This is a genomic window from Brachyspira hampsonii (assembly GCF_001746205.1).
Classification (GTDB): domain Bacteria; phylum Spirochaetota; class Brachyspiria; order Brachyspirales; family Brachyspiraceae; genus Brachyspira; species Brachyspira hampsonii_B.
The window spans coordinates 408,122-428,407 of the sequence record NZ_MDCO01000009.1 but is presented as its reverse complement, the minus strand read 5'-3'; the positions used below and the strand labels follow the sequence as shown (position 1 = coordinate 428,407).

The following is a 20,286-nucleotide window of genomic DNA, read 5'->3' as shown; positions in this document are numbered from 1 at the left end:
AAAACATTTAATATTTATGGAGAAAAAATGAAAAAGGTTCTATTAACCGCTATGGCTCTATTAATCATAGCAAGTGCATCAGTGTTTGGTATGTACGGCGACAGAGATTCTTGGATTGACTTCTTAGTACATGGCAACCAATTCAGAGCTAGAATGGATCAATTAGGATTCGTTTTGGGTAACGGTACTATTAAAGGTACTTTCGGTTTTAGATCTCAAGCTTTAACAACTTCATTAGGAAACATACTTACAACAGGTGCTGCAGGTAATGTAGATTTAACAACTACTATTTCTGCTGGTATAGGCTACACTTCTGAATCTTTCGGTATAGGTTTGGGCTATAACTATACTCATGTACATGACAGATTAGGTATTCATACTCCTGTGCTTATGATTAACGCTTTAAATAACAATTTAAGAATAGCTGTACCTGTACAAGTTGCTGTTTCTGATAATGCTGATAATAATATGATTGGAGGCACTCCATCTCCTCTTAGAAAAAAAGATTATTTAGGAATAAGCACAGATGTTCAAATAAGATATTACACAGGCATAGATGCTTTCAATGCTATAAGAGTATACTTTAGATATGGACAAAATGGATATAAACAAAGAGATACTCTTAATGGACCAGATTATGAATATATTGCTCAGTCACTTGGTTTTGAAACTAGATTCTATTTCTTAAATACTCCTGTTGGAAATGTAACAGTTAATCCTTATTTGAAAGTTGCATTTGATACTTCTTTAGTTGGTAATTATCTTGAAATAAGAGCAGGAGATTTTCTTCAAGGTTGGTATAAGTTTGGAGGATGGGAGCAAATTCCTTATAGGGTAACAGTTGCTGCTGTATTAGGAATCACTGCTAACAGCGATATAGTTTCTCTTTATGTTGAGCCTTCTTTAGGTTATACAGTTAATGGAACCGGAAAAATTAAAGGTATTGATGATTATCATACTGTAGGTCATAAATTATACTGGGGAGCTTACACAGAGCTTTATATCAGACCTACTCAAGATCTTGAATGGTACTTCGAGATGGATGTTAATAACAGCGGAACAAAACAAAGTTATACTAGTACAGTAACAGGTGAAAAAATAGGAAGCGGTGTTTCTGTATACTTTGAAACTACTACAGGTATAACTTGGTATTTACCTGCTCTTAATTAATTGGAAATTAACTAGAAAAAATAAAGGGGGCTTTAAGCCTCCTTTTTTATTTATTTTTTATGGTAAATTGAGTGAAATCAAAATTATATATTTACATTTAAAAAATATTACTATATAATGTAATGTAATGAATAAAAAACATTTAATATTTATGGAGAAAATAAGATGAAAAAAATTTTATTAACAGCTATAACTCTATTGACTATTGCAAGTGCATCAGCATTAGCTATGTATGGAGACCAGGACGACTGGATTGATTTTCTTACAGATGGAAATCAGTTTAGAGCTAGAATGGATCAATTAGGATTTGTTTTAGGAAACAATACTATTAAAGGTACTTTCGGTTTTAGATCTCAGGCTGCAACAACTGCATTGGGTAACATACTTACAACAGGTGATACAGGTAATGTAGATTTGACAACAACTATTTCTGCTGGTATAGGCTACACTTCTGAGCCTTTTGGTATAGGTTTAGGCTACAACTATACTCATGTAAGTGATAAATTAGGTGTTCATACTCCTGTACTTATGGTTAATGCTTTAAATAACAATTTAAGAATAGCTGTTCCTTTACAAATAGCTGCTTCTCAAAATCCTTTCAAAGATTATTTAGGAATAAGCACAGATGTTCAAATAAGATATTACACAGGCATAGATGCTTTCAATGCTATAAGCTTTATTATCATTGTCTTCWTCAAGTACATCATCTAAATTAGGTACATCATCTAAATCTTCTACAGTTCATTGATATTATTATCTTCATCATCATCTAGTATATTGTCAGAATCTAAAAGCTCATCATCAGAATACTCTTTCATTTCCGGCATATCATTATCTTTATTTTCTTCTTCATTATTCTTATTTTCAATTTCATCTTTCAAATCAGGTATATCGTCCAAATTTTCTACAGTATCATTGATATTATTATCTTCATCATCATTTAGTATATTGTCAGAATCTAAAAGCTCATCATCAGAATACTCTTTCATTTCCGGCATATCATTATCTTTGTTTTCTTCTTCATTATTCTTATTTTCAATTTCATCGTTTAAATCAGGTATATCGTCTATGATAGAAGGCTATTTGGATAAAGTAGATAGTTCATCAGAAGATTTAACGGAAGAAGAAAAAGAATTATATCAAAGTTATTTATCCAATTCTTCAGATAATATTGAATCGAAAGAAGAATTGCAAGAAAAATCAGCTGAAGAAACAAACACAGAAGAAATAACTCCAGAATCTCAAGAAGAAGAATTGAAAGAAGATATATCGGAACCTAAAGAAGAAAAAGTAGAAGAAGATATTGAAGAGTCTCATGAAGAATCAGAAGAAGAGATAATCAATAATGAAGAAGATTTGACAGAAGAAGATAAATCTATGATAGAAGGCTATTTGGATAAAGTAGATAGTTCATCAGAAGATTTAACGGAAGAAGAAAAAGAATTATATCAAAATTATTTATCTAATTCTTCAGATAATATTGAATCAAAAGAAGAATTGGAAGCGGAACCAACTTCTGAATTATCAGAAGAATTAAAAGAAGAATCATCAGAGGAAACAAATACAGAAGAAATAACTTCAGAATCTCAAGAAGAAGAATTGAAAGAAGATATATCGGAACCTCAGGAAGAAAAAGTAGAAGAAGATATCGAAGAATCTCATGAAGAAGCAGAAGAAGAGATAATCAATAATGAAGAAGATTTGACAGAAGAAGATAAATCTATGATAGAAGGCTATTTGGATAAAGTAGATAGTTAGCAGTTATACCCAATACAGCAGCAACTGATACTTTATAAGGATTTTTCTCATATATATCTGATTGTTTCATATCATTTCCTACAAAATGAATTGGATTACCAACATGCTCAGCTGTATATGTGTAGACACCAGATTGAGCTAGTCCGCCTTTTAAAGCAGTATCAAATGCAACTTTCAAATAAGGATTAACTGTTACATTTCCTATTTGAGTATTTAAGAAGTAGAATCTTGTTTGGAAACCAAAAGCTTCTGTACTACCACCATTATTATTATTATCTTTAACTGTAGCATTTCTATAGTAGAAGTATAATCTTATAGCATTGAAAGCATCTATGCCTGTATAGTATCTTAACTGTATATTATTGAAAGCTACGCCTGTATATGTTGTTTTATTATTACCAGAATCATAATCTTTTACAGCTACTTGTATAGGTATAGATATTCTTAAATTGTTATTTAAAGCATTAAACATAAGTACAGGAGTATGTACGCCTATATATCCACCATTAATATCATTTGCCAAAGTATAGTTATAACCAACACCTATACCAAAAGCATCAGAAGTGTAGCCTATACCAGCAGAAATAGTTGAATCTAATTTAACATCTCCGGTATTACCGCTAAGTATATTGCCCCAATTATTTAAGTTCATAGAATTAGCTCTAAAACCAAAAGTACCTTTAATAGTATTATTACCTAAAACGAATCCTATTTGGTCCATTCTAGCTCTGAATTGGTTGCCATGTACTAAAAAGTCAATCCATGAATCACCTCTGCCATACATACCGAAAACAGATGCACTTGCAATAGTCAATAGAGCTATAGCTGTTAATAAAACTTTTTTCATTGTTTTTTCTCCTAAATTTTTTTATATATAGTTAATACTCTTTATGAGCAGTAACTCCAAAAATAATTTAGGAAACAACAAAGATTTAGAGGATCTTTATTGTTTCCGAATGCGTTAGAACCTTTAAGCTTAATTCTAACGGACTATAAAAAATCAGTGAGAATAATAAGATTTAGAGGATCTTTATTCTCCGTAAAAACAGCTAACTAACAAAAAAATTATGCTGCTTTTACTAGTGTGTTGAGTTGGGAATAATAAGGATTTAGAGGATCTTTATCGTTCCAAACATTGGTTATAAACATTATAAGCAATCTTTTTTTCTAATGTCTATATCATACCAACAATTTCATTCTAATAAATTTATATAAAAAAGTCAACAGTAATAATCATAAATTTATTATTTTTTTGAAAATAATAATTAAAATATATAAAAAACAGTTAATTATTTCATTATGTAAATAGTTGATTGAATTTTTTTTATAATTTTTTAATAAAAATAAGACTGATTTATTTAATCAAGCCTACTAATTTTTTAATAATTAATTTAGAGCTGTTTAAAAATATTTTACAATATTAAGTATGAAAATTATTAGATTAAAAAATTGAGTCTTTTATTTATTCAAATTACATTAAATATAAAGTGATGCCCTCAGTAGTTTAAAGTATGCAGAAATAAAGCCTACTATAAAAGTAAAACTAAAAATTTTTTTATAGTTTAAATTAGCCCGCCCTCCCACCCTATTAAACAAACATTTTTAACGAAATGAGCCTAAAGGTAAGAGTTTTTTATAAGTTTATTGAAAAAAATTATAAATGCTAATAAAAAAGGAGGGTTTTAATCCCCCCTTTATTTTCTCTAATTAATTTCTAATTAATTAAATTCTGGTAAATACCAAGTGATACCTGTAGTAGCTTCAAAGTATACAGGAATCCTAGAAGCTTGTTTTGTTCCGCTGTTATTAACATCCATCTCGAAGTACCATTCAAGATCCTCAACAGGTGTTATATAAAGCTCTGCATAAGCTCCCCAAGCTAATCCATGCTTTACTTTTTGATCAGCTGCATTTTGTGCTTTTCCGGCATATTCAGCTCTATATCCTAAAGAAGGCTCTACATAAAGAGATACTATATCGCTGTTAGCAGTAATACCTAATACCGCAGCAGCAGTTACATTATAAGGGTTTTTATCCCATTTAGTATTTTTTTGTACATAAACACTGTCTGCAATAGGTTCTACTGCTCTAACCATTGTATTGCTGCCAATTAAAGCAGTGTTATATGCTATTTTAACATAAGGATTAATAGTTGCATTTCCAATCACAGTATTTAAGAAATAAAATCTTGCTTCAAATCCAACTGACTGAAGAAACATATCAGAATTGTTTGCAGCATTTTTATATCCAGACTGTCCGTATTTGAAATATATTCTTATAGCATTGAAAACATCTATGCCTGTGTAATATCTTATTTGTGTATCTGTACTTATACCTAAATAATCTTTATATTGGTTTTCATTACCTTTTCCAAATGGATTTTTTGATACACCAACTTGTATAGGAATGGCTATTCTCAAATTATTATTCAAAGCATTAATAGTAAGTACAGGAGTATGTGCCCCTAAAGTGCTGTTATAATAAGTAAAATTATAACCAAGACCTATACTGAAAGGCTCAGAAGTATAACCTATACCAGCAGAAATTGTTGCATTAAGTCCTACATTATCAGTTTCTCCTGACATTATACTTCCCCATGAAGTTTTTAAAGCTTGGGATCTAACTCCTAAAGTACCTTTAATAGTATTGTTTCCTAAAACAAATCCTAATTGATCCATTCTGGCTCTGAACTGATTTCCATCTGTAAGAAAATCAATCCAATCATCACGATCTCCATACATGGCGAATGATGATGCACTTGCTATGGTCAATATAGCCATAACTGTTAATAAAAATTTTTTCATCTTTATTTTTCTCCGTAAATATTAAAAAATTTTAATTACATTATATAGTAATATTTACTAAATGTAAATATATAATTTTGATTTCATTCAATTTACTATAAAATTGATAAAAAATAAATAAAAAAGGAGACTTAAAGTCCCCCCTTATTTTTTATAGTTAATTTCTAATTAATTAAATTCTGGTAAATACCAAGTGATACCTGTAGTAGTTTCAAAGTATACAGGAATACCGCTTCCTATGAAAGTACCACTTGTTGGTTCTGTATAACCTTGTTTTGTTCCGCCGTTATTAACATCCATCTCGAAGTACCATTCAAGATCCTGAACAGGTGTTATATAAAGTTCTGCATAAGCACCCCAATATAAGTTATGTGATACTTTAGGATCAGTACCTGGAGTAGTTACAGTACCATTTATAGTTTTAGATTTTCCGCCGTAAGTAGCTTGATAACCTAAAGAAGGCTCAACATAAAGAGAAACTATATCGCTGTTAGCAGTGATTCCTAATACAGCAGCAACTGTTACATCATAAGGGCTTTTTTCCCATTCTGTTTTATAAGAATTATCGCTAGAACTTTCATGGAAGCTTAAACCATTTCCAAGACCGCCGGCTCTAACTTGATTATTTTCTGCATATCCTTTTAAAGAAGTATTGAAAGCAACTTTCAAATAAGGGTTGATAGTTACATTTCCAAGAGGAGTATTTAAGAAATAGAATCTAGTTTCAAAACCAACTGACTGAGCCATATAATCAGAATCTACATCAGTACCAATAATTTTATCTTTATATGAAGCTTGTCCGTATTTGAAATATACTCTTATAGCATTGAAAGCATCTATGCCTGTGTAATATCTTATTTGAACATCTGTGCTTATTCCTAAATAATCTTTGAAAGGATTTTGAGAAGCACTTAGTTCTTGAAAATAACCCTTTATATGTTTTATTATTCATCAATTAATATTTTTATTTCATTATACCCCATTCTTTCCATAATTGAACAGTGTAATTTTCTTCTCTTTGAGAAGTAGAATTAAACAATGTATTTACAGGAACTCTTCCTTCTCCATGACGCCATTCTTTTTCTACCCAGCCTTCAAAAGGTTTACGTTTACGAGCAAAGTTTTCTAATTTTTGTTCATCAAGAAATATAGATGCAAATAGCTCAGGATTTTTATTCATAACATCAAATAATTCTGGATTTTCACCAAGTACTACAAATAATTCTGGTCTTTTTGCTACATTATTAAATAGTATTTCTGCTTTTTCTTCAGAATTAAATAATTCCTGATGATTAAATAAGAAATTGCCGAATAATACAACACCATCATTAATAGGGCTTTTTTCTATGTTATTAAATAGTATCTCTTCCTCTCCAGTATAACTTGATATTCCTTTTAACTTATTTTTTGAATAATTATCAAGAGGAAGACTATCTACAAACTTATCCCAACCTTTACCATAAAGATTTCTTACAGAATCATTATTATTAGTAAAATCAGTTTGAGCATAACAGAACAATGAGAATAACAAAACAAATAGAAACAAGAAAATTATAAATTTTTTCATTCTTTTTCTCCTTAATAAGGAATAATTATATTTATAATATATATTATTATTATTATAAATAAATAAAAAGTCAATATATATTATAAAACCAAATGATAATATTGCTGTAAAAAAATAAATGTAAAAGTAGAAATTTGTTTTAATTTAAAAAAAATTAGTAATTTTTATTCATATATTATAAAATACTTATATGCTGTCATATATATTTTTTTACATCTTTTATATTTTGTAAGTCCATATAATTTATTAATTGGCTAACTGTACTTTTTTAATTAAGCCTGTGGAAAGTTCAGGAATATAAATAAAACCATTAACTAAATCTATATCAGCAGCACCTTTTAAGTTTCCTTATTTTCTTTAACTAATTCTAATATTTCATAATTATAATTTGCTTTAAGTAATTAACTGTGAACATATTGATATAAGCACTCATTATTACTTTAGTTTATATAATAAATATTATGTTAATTTATTAAAAAGCTGTAAACATTATTAATGATTTTTTTATTATAATTATTTAGCTATAATTAGTAAGTTTTGAAATTAATGGCATAAAAAAGAGTTACTGCAGTATAAACTGCAATAACCCTTTATATGTTTTATTATTCATCAATTAATATTTTTATTTCATTATACCCCATTCTTTCCATAATTGAACAGTTTGATTTTCTTCTTCCTGAGAATAAGAAGGCCACCAAGGTGGTTTTTCATGTACTACATGAATATGGGCATAAGATATTGATGAAAATAATAAAATGAATAAAAATAAAAAACTTATAAACTTTTTCATTATAGTTTCCTCCTTTTAATGAATAAGTCTAAATATATTTTATAAATAATAAATAAAAAAATCAATATTTTTTTATTTATTATTCAATAAATATTTATTTAGTTTGTACTATACAATTTACTAAATACAATATATAAAACCAAATTAATAAATATAAAGTTAAATATTTTTAATGGAACTATATTAATTAAAAAACTAAATTAATATTTATGTTTTTGCAGGCATCATTTTATTTTTTATAATTTAGTCCTTTATATACACGCGTTAAACTAGTTATAAGAAGATAGCTAGTCATAGTTTATAATTCCTACTATAAACTTAAGTTTATTTACCGCGTGCTGTTAAGTTCATAAATTTAAAAAGAACTTGGGCGGGTTTACTTTTTGGAATAAAATATCAAGTATTAATAGAATTTTTATTACAGGTTTAAATGTTAAACTTATGGGGTGGGGATTAAAATAAATTTTTTAATCTAATTACTAGTATCTTTTCAGCTTTTACTAATATGACATAAAAAAGCTTAAAAATATACTTTTTAAAAAACTTAATAACACTATAATAAATACGAATTCATTTAACTGTATATCTATTTAGTATGTTCTTATTCGTGTAAAATTATCAGAACTTACTATATATTAAATGAGTTTAAATATACTTATTAACAATTGTAAAAATACTAAAATATAAAACAGCATAAGTATTTATTTAGTTTTAAAATAAGTCTATTATTTCAATTAGGTTAAAAAGTATGTAATAAAAAATTATTTAATTTAATAGTAATAGCATATATATAAAATTCGATGATTTTTTTTAAATTATTTTATAAAAAATTCTTGAATTATTCTAGTATTTTATTATATTTTTAATATATGAAATACCTAATGCAAGTATTCTTATAAAAATTGAAATTAGCTAAATAAAAAATAAAAAACTTAATTAAAAAAAATTTTTCATTGTGATTTTCCTCCTTTGATTTATTTTCATAGGAGGATTTTTTATATGAAAAATTTATAATTGTACCTTTTTTATTAATCCTGTAACTAATTCTGGTATATATATAGTATTATTTTCATTTACATCTATATCAGCAGCACCTTTCAAGTTTCCTTCAATTTTTTCTAATTGTTCTTTTGTATTTAAATCAAATACATATATGCATGCATTAGTACCATTTTCTCCCCAATCAGAGACATATAATTTATTATTATAAACAGCTATTCCGTCCAATCCGCCGCTTCCTACTATATTATCACTCCATTTTTCTAAACCGCTGCCGTCAGCATTAAAAGAGTAGACATAACCTGTATTTTCTGCTCCCATAAATCCGCTTGTGGCAACATATAATTTTCCATTATCAAAAGCTATGCCATTAGCACCATAAACATTATCTACAGAATTTGAAAGTGATAAAGAGGAATTATTCTTTATATTTACAAAATATACTTTATTATTACCTGTATCAGTAACCGCTATAGTTTTATCATCTATTGCTGCTATATCGTTTAATAATTTAGCCTCATCTATAGTTAATTTTGTAATGATAGAATTATCTTTAACATTAGCCAAAACGACATTTCCAGATAAGCCATTATCTGCATCTTGATCTGCAATAGCTATAACATCATCAGTGATAAAATAAAAACCTCTAGGGGCATCTAACTCACCTTCAAAAAGTTTTATAGGGTTAGATCCGTCTTCATTGACGCATAGAAAAAAACCGTCTTTTTCTACATCTGAATTTCCTATATTAGCAATGTATAGTTTTCCATTTTTTAATCTTATGCTTTCAGGAGAAGAGGTTCCTTCAATATTTATTATATTTATTTCTTTTGTTATAGTTTCATTATTAGTATTTTTTGAATTATTATTAGAACAGCTTAAAATAAATAATATACTAGAAATTAAAATAAATATAATCTTACTCATAATAAAAAACTCCTTAATATTTTTTATAATTTATATTATATTTTTTTAATATATCAATATGAAAATTTAAATTAATTATAAAAAAAGCATCTTTAAATAACTTAATATTTAAAGATGCTTGGAGCTACTATGACAAAATTATAAATTATAATTGTACTTTTTTAATTAAGCTAGTAGAAAGTTCAGGAATATAAATAACATTATTAACTAAATCTATATCAGCAACGCCGCTTAAAGAACCTTCAATTTTTTCTAACTGCTCTTTAGTATTTAAATCAAATACATATATGCATGCATTGTTATTAGCACCATCTACACCCCAATCAGAAACATATAGTTTGCCATTAGCTATAGCAATACCATCTAAAGCACCAGCACCTAATACTGAAGCTGTCCATTTAGTTAATCCTGTTCCGTCTATATTTAAAGTATAAATATCTCCTCCATTAGGATCTCCTCCAAATGTACTTCCAGCTATATATAATACTCCATTATCTAAGAATATTCCATTAGCACCAACTACGCCTGTTACAGATGAAGTTATAGATAAAGATGAATTATTATCTACTTTAACAAAATAAACAGTTGAAGCACCTGTATCAGTTAGAGCTACAGTTGTAGGATCTATTACTACTGTGTCATTTAAGAATTTAGAACCTTCTATAGGAAGTTTAGTAATTATTTTATTTTCTTTGATATTAGCTAATACTAGATTTCCTGTTAAAGAACTGTCATTTACTTGATCAGGAATAATAATAATATCATCAGTTAAGAAAGAAAAACCTTTAGGGCTGTCTAATTGTCCTTCAAAAAGTTTTTGAGGATTAGAACCGTCTTCATTAGCAACGATTATAAATCCGTCTGCAGGAGCATTAGGATCTCCTAAATTAGCAATATATAATTTTCCGTTTCTTAATTTAACACTTTCAGGTGTAGCTAATCCATCAATATTAATAGTTACAGCCTCTTTTTTAGTCGGCTCATTATTAGATGATGTTGTTTTGTCAGCATTATTTGAACATGATACAGCAAATAAAAAAGCTGATAAAACTATTGAAGTGAAAAATTTATTCATTTGAATTTCTCCTTATCGTAAAAATTGTTATTAGGACTTTATATTATTTTTATAAATATATCAATAAGAAAAAATAAAAATATTGTTACCAAAATGATTACAATTGTTTTATATTGTTTAAATATATTTGTTGACTATTATAATTTTTTGATTATATTTATAATACTATGAAAATTAATACTAAGTTATCAGTTGCATCACATATCGTTTTGTGTATAGCGTTTTTTGAAAATGAAGGCACTACATCACATTTGTTAGCTAAAAGTGTAAGGACTAATCCTTCTATAATAAGAAAGATTTTATTGAAGCTTCAGGCTGCCGGAATAGTTGAAACTAATAAAAAGGGCAGCAGACTTATAAAAGATGAAAAAGATATAACACTTCTTTCTATATATGAAGCTGTATTTACTGAGGAAGAGAGGGGGCTTTTTAATTTTCATGAACCTAATCATGTATGCCCTGTAGGATGTGCTATGTTTGATGTTTTAGGCGAAGAGTTTAATAATGTAAGACTTGATTTTGAAAAATCTATGTCTAAAATAACTATTAAACAAATAGCTGATGAAGTCAGAAAAAGAAAAAAGCATTTGGATTTTATGAATAAATAGTTTTCAATATTAATTTTTTATATTTATTATACTTATTCTATTACCGTCTAGTTTTATAATATTTTCTTTTGATAATCTGTTTAATTCTCTTGATAATGCACTTCTGTCTGCGGATATAAACTCTGCTAATTTATCTCTATTAAATGGTATTATTATATTTTTGGATTTTTGAATATTAGCCATATATTTAATGTATATTATTATTTTGCTCCTTAGACTTTTCTGACTAAGAATATCATTTTTGAATGCTAGGAATTTATTTTTATCAGATATAACTCTTAATAAATTATGCAGAAACATATTTTTGATATTGTTATCATTTGCTTTAAATATATTTTCTATATTTATTTTTATTATTTCTGTATTTTCTAATGCAAGAGCCTGTATAGATGATACTTTGTTTGTGGAAAAAGCGAATGCTTCTGCAAATATATCTCCTTGATTTAGTATATTTACAATATTTTTTCTAGTATCATCATATTCTTTTGAAATTTCAACTTTTCCTTTTAATATAATATAAATATTTTCTACTATATCTCCAGCATCTATTATTATATTTGACTTTTTAAAAGATTTCTTTTCTGTTTTAAAATCATCTAAAATATTAATGATTTCATCTTTACTTATATTTTTAAATACTTCTGATTTAATTAAAATGTCTATATATTCATTCATCATATTTATTAAAATATTAGGTTTGCTGTTAGTTAATTCTAACATTTTTTAATAAAAAATCAATAACTTCATTTATAATTATTATTTTTTATATTATTATTTTGATTTCCGCATCTTTAAGTAATAAATAAGTGATTTTATCCAAGTTTTTATAAATCTATTTTTTATTATAAAATTTAATTTATTCTTATATTTTATTGACAACGCAAATTTATTTGACTATACTATAGTTGTTCACGTGAACAATATTATTTATAGGAGAACTTAATATGGCTTGGCATTGGTTTGACTGGGTAGTCATTGGGCTATACTTTGTCGTAATGTTTCTAATTGGTATGTTTTTTGCAAAAAGAACAAAATCTACAGATGATTATTTTAAAGCGGGAGGAAGGGTCCCTGCTTTGGTAACGGCTATGAGTATTTACGCTACAGCTTTATCATCTATTTCATTTATTGCTATGCCGGCTTCTGTTTATAATAACAGTTGGCTATTGGGTATGGCTCCTTTAGGTATTATTTTAATAGTATTGTGGGTAGCTCCTACATTTGTACCATTCTTTAGAAGAGTTAATGTTACAACTGCTTATGAGTATTTAGGAAAAAGATTTAATAGTTCTTTCAGATTAGTTGGAAGTTTAACATTTATACTTTTCCATGTGGTAAGAATGGCTATAGTAATTTACCTTCCTACTTTGGCTATACAGCAAGTATTGCCTGCTCTTAATCCTGTTTTAATAACAATTATAGTATCCATATTCTGTGTTGCTTATACATCTATGGGAGGCATAGAAGCCGTATTATGGTCTGATGCTATACAAACAGTTGTACTTCTTTTGGGAGCTTTCCTTATCATTATTGTAGGTTTCGCTTCTGCACCTGAAGGAATAGGTCAAGGTTTTCAGCTTTTAGCTGATGACGGTAAAATCATAAGTCCTGATTTCTTCTCATTAGATTTAGCTAAATCTAGTATATGGGTTATGATAGTAGGCGGTTTTGTTAATTCTATATATTCTTATATAGGAAGCCAAGATATAGTTCAAAGATACTCTACAAATAAAAATGAACATGAAGCAAAAAAAAGTTTGTATATGAATATTCCTTTGCTTTGTACTAGTATAGTAATATTTATAGGTATGGGTTCTGCTTTGTATATCTATTTCCATTTCAAAACTCCTTTGCCTGAAAGTGTTAATGGAAATGCCATACTTCCTTATTTTGTAGTAAATGCTTTGCCTGTTGGTATATCAGGACTTGTAATAGCTGCTATATTTGCTGCTGCTCAGTCTACAGTATCATCTAGTCTTAACTCTGTTTCTACTTGTATGACTGCTGATATATTAGAGTTTTTAAAACCGGGTATGGAAGATGCTTCTAAATTAAAATTTGCTAGATTATCAAGCTGGATTGTAGGTATATTCAGTACATTGCTTGCTATTTACTTCATATATAATGGTCAGGGTGATATGTTCCTTTACTTCCAAGCGATAACAGGTCTTTTAGGCGGTCCTATAGCTGCTGTATTCTTGGTAGGTATATTCTTTGATAAAATTGAAACTAAAGCTGTATGGGTAGGATTTATACTTTCTGTTATAGTAGCATTTTATATAAGCGATCCTGCAGGAATGCTTACTAAATTTATACCGGGTTATGCTAAACCTAAAATCTTTGAGTTTATGCTTTCATTTATAATTATAGGTGTTGGTGTAATAGGTTCTTTCTTAGCTTCTTTTGTTTTTGGAAAACCATCTGCAGAAAAAATAAAAGGATTGACTTATTCTACAACTATGAAAAATAAATAAATATAATTTTGTAAGGAAAAATCATGAAAAAATTTTATTTAGTATTATTATTAATTTTATCATTAGTCATAAGCTGTTCAAAGCATGGTTCTATACAATTTGGATTTTCATTCAATAGTAATACAGCCGAGAGAATATTAGATCCTGAAACAGATAAAAAAATCTTTTGGGAAGTTGGCGGACATTTGCCTGCTCAGACAGGGATGGAAAGAAATATTGGTACAGCAGGACTTTTATATGGTTCTTTAGCCGATAAATATATAGTTGTAGGCGGCGGAGCTAACTTCCCTGAAGAATCTGTACTTAATGGCGGAGCTAAAAAAACTTATTCCGATATTTATATGCTTGAAGATAAAAATGGTGTATTAGAAGTTGTGGAGCATATTAATTGGGAAAATGAATTAGGATATGGTGCTTCTGTAACTACTGCAGACGGCATATACTATATAGGGGGATCTTCAAATCCTGAAGCTGATGATGATATATTATTTATAACATTGAAAAATAATAAACTAAATGTTGAAAAGATAGGAGATTTACCTTTCACATTACAAAATGGGGTAGCTGTTTATAAAGATAATAAATTATATGTTATCACAGGAAAACAAGCAGGTAAAGGAAGCAACAAAGTTTATGAATATGATTTAACTACTAAAGAAACTAAAGAATTAGCTCCTGTACCTGGAGAAGAGAGCAGAACACAGGCTGTTGCTCAGTTATTAAACGGCAATATATATGTATTTAGCGGCGGTGATTTAACAGCATATACTGATGGTTATAAATATGATTTTGAAAAAAATACTTGGGAAAAAGTTGCTGATGTATCCATTAATGGTGAAGGAATATCTTTGCTTGGTGCTGTATCAGTTAAACTTAATGAAAGTGAAATGCTTGTTATAGGCGGATTTAATAAAGCTGTTTATGATGATGCTGTTTATAAGTTAGGTAATCTTCAAGGTACTGAATTAGCTAATTTCAGAGCCGGATATTTCGGAGCTGATCCTTATGAGTTTAATTGGAATAGCAATATATTAATTTATAATTGTGATTCTAATACTTGGAAAACAATAGGAGAAGTTCCTTTTGATGCTCCTTGCGGCGAAGGTTTAATATTAATAGGAAATATAATATATTCTATTAATGGTGAAATTAAACCAGGTGTAAGAACAGACAAAATGTATATTGGTGAAATTGTAGCTAATTAAGTAAAGACAATATCTATTATTAAAAGTTTTCCATAAATAAGGGCTTACTTAAAACAAGTAAGCTCTTATTTTTTTTATTATTGATAATAAAACATATTTTAAATCCCGCCCATTGTGTTTTTTTGCTTAATTCATTAAAGCATGCCCATTCAACATTTTATTATATTTTTATTTTATTTAACGCACGGTAAATGAATTCTTATATATAATAAAAACATCAATTATTGTTTTTTTATATATACAAATATTCTTAATCGTGCGGTGAAAACACTATAATTTTTTTAAAACTAGGGTGGGCGTGAAAATAACAGATTAAAATTTTAAAATAAATATGAAACAAAAATGACATAAGCGATAGAAAGCCTATAGGGCGGGATTATAAAAATATTTCTATAAATTTGATTATAATTCATATATTTATTTTTTTGTGATATTAAAAAATTATTCCATATCTTTAATGGTTACAACTAATCCGGCAGCTTCTAGTAATGATACAATATATAATTTATCTTTATCTTCTATGTCTATAGCCATATTGCATACTCCGAATACAGGTTCAGGAGCTGGACGAACAACAACTTCTATTCCAGCATCCAATAAAATTTTTTCAGCCTTAATTAAATCTCTAGGGGTTTGTAAATAACAAAAACTTTTTACCATAATTATTGTCCTAATACATTTATTAAATATTCTAAATCTTCTTTTGCAGTATACGGTGAAAAAGAAAATCTCAAAGCACCTTCATCATTTTTATAAAAGTTATGGGCTAAAAATGAGCAATGAAAACCATATCGGCATTCTATATTATAGTCTTCGTATAGTTTATGTGCAAAATTAGCCATATTTATATTATTGTCAATGGCTGCTATAGAAAATAAAAATCCTTGCGTATCTTTATTTTTAGACCATATAACTTTGTATTTATTCATAGTTTCTATTTTTTTTATCGTATCAATTATATCATCTATATTTATGTTCGAATTAGGTCTATTTTTTAATGCCGCTAAAAGTCCTATTATTCCAACAGTATTTGGAGTTCCAGCTTCATATATTTCTGGTATACTATAAGGAGTTTCATAACCATCGCCAAAACCGCCTCCGAAATATGCAGGATTTAATTTTTCTGGATTTTTAACATAGAATCCTCCTGTTCCTGTGGGCCCAAGAAGTCCTTTATGTCCTGTAAAAGCTATGAAGTCTATATTCCATTCATCAGCTTTTATATCATGCATGCCTGCGGCTTGAGTAGCATCTACAAGCAATGGTATATCTCCTATAGTTTCTTTTATTTTTTTTATAGGCTGTATAACCCCGCTTATATTGCTTTCCATATTAATAATAACCAATGATATTTTTTCTTTTTTTATTATTTCAGTAATAGCATTAAGATCTATTATTCCGCCTTCTAAAGATGGTATTATTTTGTACTCTACATTTTTATTTTTACTTAATTTGTATATAGGTCTAACTACAGCATTATGCTCTAAAGCGGATATTAATATTTTACAGCTGTTTAAATCAAGTCCTGTAAGTATATCATTTATAGATCTAGTAGCTCCGGGTGTAAATACTATATTCGAGGCATTTTTTACGCCCAAAAAATTTTCTGCTAATAATTCTCTGCATTCTTCTATTTTCTGTGTAGTTTCTTTTCCTCTTTTAGTATTAACTCTGCCGTAAGTTCCGCCTACATTTATTAAGAAATTATGCATTTCTTCAGCAACTTCTTTCGGTTTTGGAAAACTAGTAGTAGAGTTATCAAAATAATAATTTTTCATAATGCTATTTTTCTATGCCCTTATAACAGCAGAAGCATTAGCCATAGCCTCTATAATACCAAGCATATTAGTTTGTTCTTCAACTTTTATATCATTTAATTCATAGAATTTAACACAAGTACCGCAGAAAAATATTTTTATTCCGGCATTTCTTAATTCTTGCAATAAAGTTTTATACGGCTCTTCAACACCTAAATAAACTCCGCCATTATAACAATATAATGCTTCTGGTTTTGGATTAGCATCTTTTAATGCTCCTAAAAATGCCTTTAATAATAGCTCACCTAATTCATCATTTCCTTGTCCCATTCCTTTTTTATCCACAACAGCAATTACAGGACCTAAAGATTTTTCTTTATCAGTATCATTAGAAGATAACTCTTTATTTTTTATAATTTTAAAATTTAATCCCTCATTTGTATATGTTATGCCGTTATTTTTTAAAAAGTCTGTAATATTGTGAAATGCCACTTCATCATCTATTAATACTTCTATTTCTTCATTTAAAGCAGCATTTGTTATTGCAGTTTTTGTTAAGATTAATGGTTTTGGACAAGGTACGCCTTTAGCATTTACTGTTTTCATAATTTCACTTCCTTAATAAATAATTTGTAATAATATGGTATATGATATATTAAAAAAAATTTATTGTCAATTATATGTATAAAATAAGATTTAATAAAATAAATTGTTATTATACAATAAAGTTATATATAATTATCTTTTTCAAATGCGGAAAATATATTATGGAATAATTCAAATATATAATTGAGTATAATTGATTTTGAAAATAATTGAGTATTTTCAGGAGATAAAGTTATGATTATACCGACTACAAAATAAATAATTGCACTTGATATAAATAATAATACAGCTGCACCAATTATTCTGTCTACCCAAGAGAGATATATTATTTTTAATATATCTTTTACACTTTTCTCTACTTTGGAAAGTATTATCCTCGTGATAGAGTAGGTAGCTATTAAAGATATTATTTTTAAGATAAAAGAATGATCAAAATATTTAGACAGATGATTATATATTAATGGTGCTATTATAAATGTTATTATTATTGCTATAACAGGGATAATAATTGATATTAATCCTTTATACAATCCATATATTAAAGCAAAAACTAATATTGCAATTAATATTATATCAATATTACTAAACATTATGATTTCTTAAGTAAAGCTATTATAGGAGCAAATGTAAAGCTGCTTTTCTTTTTATGTGTACTAATAATATTTGATAATGCCTCTATATCGGTATGAGAAAATGAAGAATAATTTCCTATTTTCTTAGTTATTTCATTAAGATCATCTTTAGATTTTATTATATTATTGAAGTTATTAAATATTTTATATATATCTTGATTTTGGTATTCTATTTTTGAGTTTAGATTATTTTGAACTTCAAGCATAGCAGATATATTCTCTTTTATTGACAATACTATTAGATTTTGATTTACTAATATATTTGACATTACATCATTATACTGCTCTAAAGATTTAAAATGGCTTAGCTTTTTAGAATCATTATTTATATTATTTTCCATTTCTTCAATAAATTTATCTATAGTATCTAATATTCTATTAATTTCTTTTGTTATTATTTTGCATCTGTCTTTTATATAGAAAGAAGAATTTTCTATCATAACTAATCCGGCAAATATATCAGTAAGCATTTTTTCTATTGCATCTGTTCCCTTAGATATTTCAAATGACAAAGTACCTATTTCCTTTGCAACTACAGAGAAACTTTTACCATAAAATCCGGCCTTAGAAGCCTGAATACCGGCATTAATTGATAAAAGATTTGTTTTATTTGTGATATCTTTAATATATTCTATTGTATTGTATATAGATTCCGTAATGTTATTTACATCTTTAAACTGATTTGCTGATTCTATTATTGCATTTAAAAATTTATTTGAAGTTTCTTTAAAACTTTCTTTTATAAGTCTTAGATCGTTTTTCAATGTAATTATTTGCTCATTTGAAAAATCAGATTCTTTCATATTAGAAATAGTTTGATTTAATATTCTAAAATGATCTTGCATTTGTGATTTATATTTATCAAAGAATGTAAATATAGTATTTGTATATTTTAACCCATCTTTTATGATATTTTTCTTGCTATTTTTAGCATCCATTAATTTATCATTAGCTTCTAAAATTGAATCTATTTTGGAACTGATAATATTGTATGCATCTTTTGCTTCTTTATCTATTTCAAAAACAAACATAGATGTATCCATTAAATTCCTATCTATAATATTAAGTTCTTCTGATATTTTATCTATATTGGTTAATGTTTTAAGATTTAAATGTAATTTGTTATTTAATATACTTTCTTTTTTTATTGACTCAAGAGCATTTTTAGCAAAAGATGAAAATATTGATATAGATCTGAATGATGATGATATTACTATGGCAAATCCTATTCCATCAAAATCTATATTATTTGTAACTTTTTCTAAATATAAATATCTTATTATTAATGTTAATGCTATAATTATAGAAATTATCATAAGTATATTAGATTTATAATCATAATTAATTATCATATCCGCCAAAGTTGATATAAACATAATTAAAAATACTGATAATATAATATAATTCTTAAATACATAAAATAATCCTTCTGGTTTTATATAATATGAATTAGTTAGCGTATCATAGTAGTTAATTGTAGTTTTAAAAAAGATTTTAGGATATATTATACTTGAAACTATTAATGCTACAGATAATACAAGTAGAATTATAAATATAGTATTATTTATATTTATAATATTTTTATTTTTTGATATAAAGCTTCTAGAGTTTATAGGCATTAATATTATTGCCAATAGTATTATTATATTATTGGCTAAATACAGAGCTGCTGCTATATTTTGATTAGTTTTATAAGTACCCAAAAATATTATAATAAGAGATATAATATTATATATTAATATAAATAGTAAAGTAACTGAAACAGTAATATATATACCTTTTTTTGTTTTTATAGATAATAATAAATACATCATCATAAAAATAGCCATTAGAGAAATACCTATAATGGGTGCTAATAATTGTATTACTGTTATATTGTATCCATATATTAAACTTGAAAATATATTCATAACT

The 20,286-nt window shown here is 27.0% G+C and carries 17 protein-coding genes and 4 pseudogenes; 6 read left to right on the top strand and 15 right to left on the bottom strand.

The window, feature by feature from the left end:
• The first annotated feature begins 27 nt into the window (after positions 1–27).
• The gene (locus BFL38_RS07130) at positions 28–1,170 is read left to right on the top strand and encodes a variable surface family protein (RefSeq protein WP_069726400.1); all 1,143 of its coding nucleotides are present in this window, start codon (positions 28–30) and stop codon (positions 1,168–1,170) included.
• Positions 1,171–1,335: 165 nt separating this feature from the next.
• Positions 1,336–1,872 (top strand): annotated as a pseudogene (locus BFL38_RS07125) (cell surface protein); the annotation flags it as partial.
• Between the two features lie 32 nt (positions 1,873–1,904).
• Here the strand turns inward: BFL38_RS07125 and BFL38_RS07120 are convergent.
• Positions 1,905–2,168, bottom strand: a complete 264-nt coding sequence (locus BFL38_RS07120) for a hypothetical protein (RefSeq protein ID WP_069726399.1) — start codon at positions 2,166–2,168, stop codon at positions 1,905–1,907.
• Positions 2,169–2,238: 70 nt separating this feature from the next.
• Between BFL38_RS07120 and BFL38_RS07115 the strand changes: the two genes are divergently transcribed.
• Entirely contained in the window at positions 2,239–2,928 is a 690-nt protein-coding gene (locus BFL38_RS07115; RefSeq protein ID WP_069726398.1) for a hypothetical protein, read from the top strand.
• On the opposite strand, the pseudogene BFL38_RS07110 reads toward BFL38_RS07115, so the two are convergent.
• From BFL38_RS07110 to BFL38_RS07085, 8 genes and pseudogenes are all read right to left on the bottom strand, one after another.
• A pseudogene (locus BFL38_RS07110) lies at positions 2,924–3,775 on the bottom strand (cell surface protein); the annotation flags it as partial. The gene BFL38_RS07115 and the pseudogene BFL38_RS07110 overlap by 5 nt on opposite strands.
• An 871-nt stretch (positions 3,776–4,646) precedes the next feature.
• Entirely contained in the window at positions 4,647–5,732 is a 1,086-nt protein-coding gene (locus BFL38_RS07105; protein ID WP_069726397.1) for a variable surface family protein, read from the bottom strand.
• A 168-nt stretch (positions 5,733–5,900) separates the two neighbouring features.
• Positions 5,901–6,641, bottom strand: a pseudogene (locus BFL38_RS07100) (cell surface protein); the annotation flags it as partial.
• Positions 6,642–6,696: 55 nt separating this feature from the next.
• A complete protein-coding gene (locus BFL38_RS07095) occupies positions 6,697–7,299 on the bottom strand; it encodes a hypothetical protein (protein WP_069726395.1) in 603 nt (200 codons plus the stop codon).
• A 246-nt stretch (positions 7,300–7,545) separates the two neighbouring features.
• Positions 7,546–7,647: pseudogene (locus tag BFL38_RS15850) on the bottom strand (ATP-binding protein); the annotation flags it as partial.
• A gap of 274 nt (positions 7,648–7,921) precedes the next feature.
• Positions 7,922–8,089, bottom strand: a complete 168-nt coding sequence (locus BFL38_RS15155; RefSeq protein WP_176720558.1) for a hypothetical protein — start codon at positions 8,087–8,089, stop codon at positions 7,922–7,924.
• Positions 8,090–9,097: 1,008 nt separating this feature from the next.
• Positions 9,098–10,015 carry an NHL repeat-containing protein gene (locus BFL38_RS07090; protein WP_069726394.1) on the bottom strand — a complete coding sequence of 306 codons (918 nt, stop codon included), beginning with the start codon at positions 10,013–10,015 and terminating at the stop codon, positions 9,098–9,100.
• Between the two features lie 145 nt (positions 10,016–10,160).
• Positions 10,161–11,090, bottom strand: coding sequence for an SMP-30/gluconolactonase/LRE family protein (locus BFL38_RS07085; RefSeq protein WP_069726393.1), 930 nt, complete (start codon positions 11,088–11,090; stop codon positions 10,161–10,163).
• A gap of 167 nt (positions 11,091–11,257) precedes the next feature.
• Between BFL38_RS07085 and BFL38_RS07080 the strand changes: the two genes are divergently transcribed.
• The gene (locus tag BFL38_RS07080) at positions 11,258–11,698 is read left to right on the top strand and encodes an RrF2 family transcriptional regulator (RefSeq protein ID WP_008728106.1); all 441 of its coding nucleotides are present in this window, start codon (positions 11,258–11,260) and stop codon (positions 11,696–11,698) included.
• 9 nt (positions 11,699–11,707) lie between these two features.
• Here the strand turns inward: BFL38_RS07080 and BFL38_RS07075 are convergent, their stop codons facing one another.
• A complete protein-coding gene (locus BFL38_RS07075; protein ID WP_083249396.1) occupies positions 11,708–12,418 on the bottom strand; it encodes a Crp/Fnr family transcriptional regulator in 711 nt (236 codons plus the stop codon).
• A 224-nt stretch (positions 12,419–12,642) separates the two neighbouring features.
• Between BFL38_RS07075 and BFL38_RS07070 the strand changes: the two genes are divergently transcribed.
• Together BFL38_RS07070 and BFL38_RS07065 are read left to right on the top strand one after the other, a co-directional pair.
• Positions 12,643–14,172: a sodium:solute symporter family protein gene (locus tag BFL38_RS07070; protein ID WP_069726392.1), complete on the top strand. Its 1,530-nt coding sequence runs from the start codon at positions 12,643–12,645 to the stop codon at positions 14,170–14,172.
• A gap of 23 nt (positions 14,173–14,195) precedes the next feature.
• Entirely contained in the window at positions 14,196–15,377 is a 1,182-nt protein-coding gene (locus BFL38_RS07065) for a cyclically-permuted mutarotase family protein (RefSeq protein ID WP_069726391.1), read from the top strand.
• A gap of 441 nt (positions 15,378–15,818) precedes the next feature.
• On the opposite strand, the gene BFL38_RS07060 is transcribed toward BFL38_RS07065, so the two are convergent.
• The 5 genes from BFL38_RS07060 to BFL38_RS07040 all read right to left on the bottom strand — a co-directional run bounded on the left by BFL38_RS07060 (position 15,819) and on the right by BFL38_RS07040 (position 20,282).
• Positions 15,819–16,037 carry a putative Se/S carrier-like protein gene (locus tag BFL38_RS07060; RefSeq protein ID WP_069726390.1) on the bottom strand — a complete coding sequence of 73 codons (219 nt, stop codon included), beginning with the start codon at positions 16,035–16,037 and terminating at the stop codon, positions 15,819–15,821.
• Positions 16,038–16,039: 2 nt separating this feature from the next.
• The gene (locus BFL38_RS07055) at positions 16,040–17,155 is read right to left on the bottom strand and encodes an aminotransferase class V-fold PLP-dependent enzyme (protein WP_069726389.1); all 1,116 of its coding nucleotides are present in this window, start codon (positions 17,153–17,155) and stop codon (positions 16,040–16,042) included.
• 12 nt (positions 17,156–17,167) lie between these two features.
• Complete coding sequence (gene yedF / locus BFL38_RS07050) at positions 17,168–17,740, bottom strand: sulfurtransferase-like selenium metabolism protein YedF (RefSeq protein ID WP_069726388.1); 573 nt, start codon at positions 17,738–17,740, stop codon at positions 17,168–17,170.
• 122 nt (positions 17,741–17,862) lie between these two features.
• Positions 17,863–18,330, bottom strand: a complete 468-nt coding sequence (locus BFL38_RS07045) for a CvpA family protein (protein WP_069726387.1) — start codon at positions 18,328–18,330, stop codon at positions 17,863–17,865.
• Entirely contained in the window at positions 18,330–20,282 is a 1,953-nt protein-coding gene (locus tag BFL38_RS07040; protein WP_069726386.1) for a methyl-accepting chemotaxis protein, read from the bottom strand. The genes BFL38_RS07045 and BFL38_RS07040 overlap by 1 nt, the downstream gene beginning before the upstream one ends.
• Between the last annotated feature and the right edge of the window lie 4 nt (positions 20,283–20,286).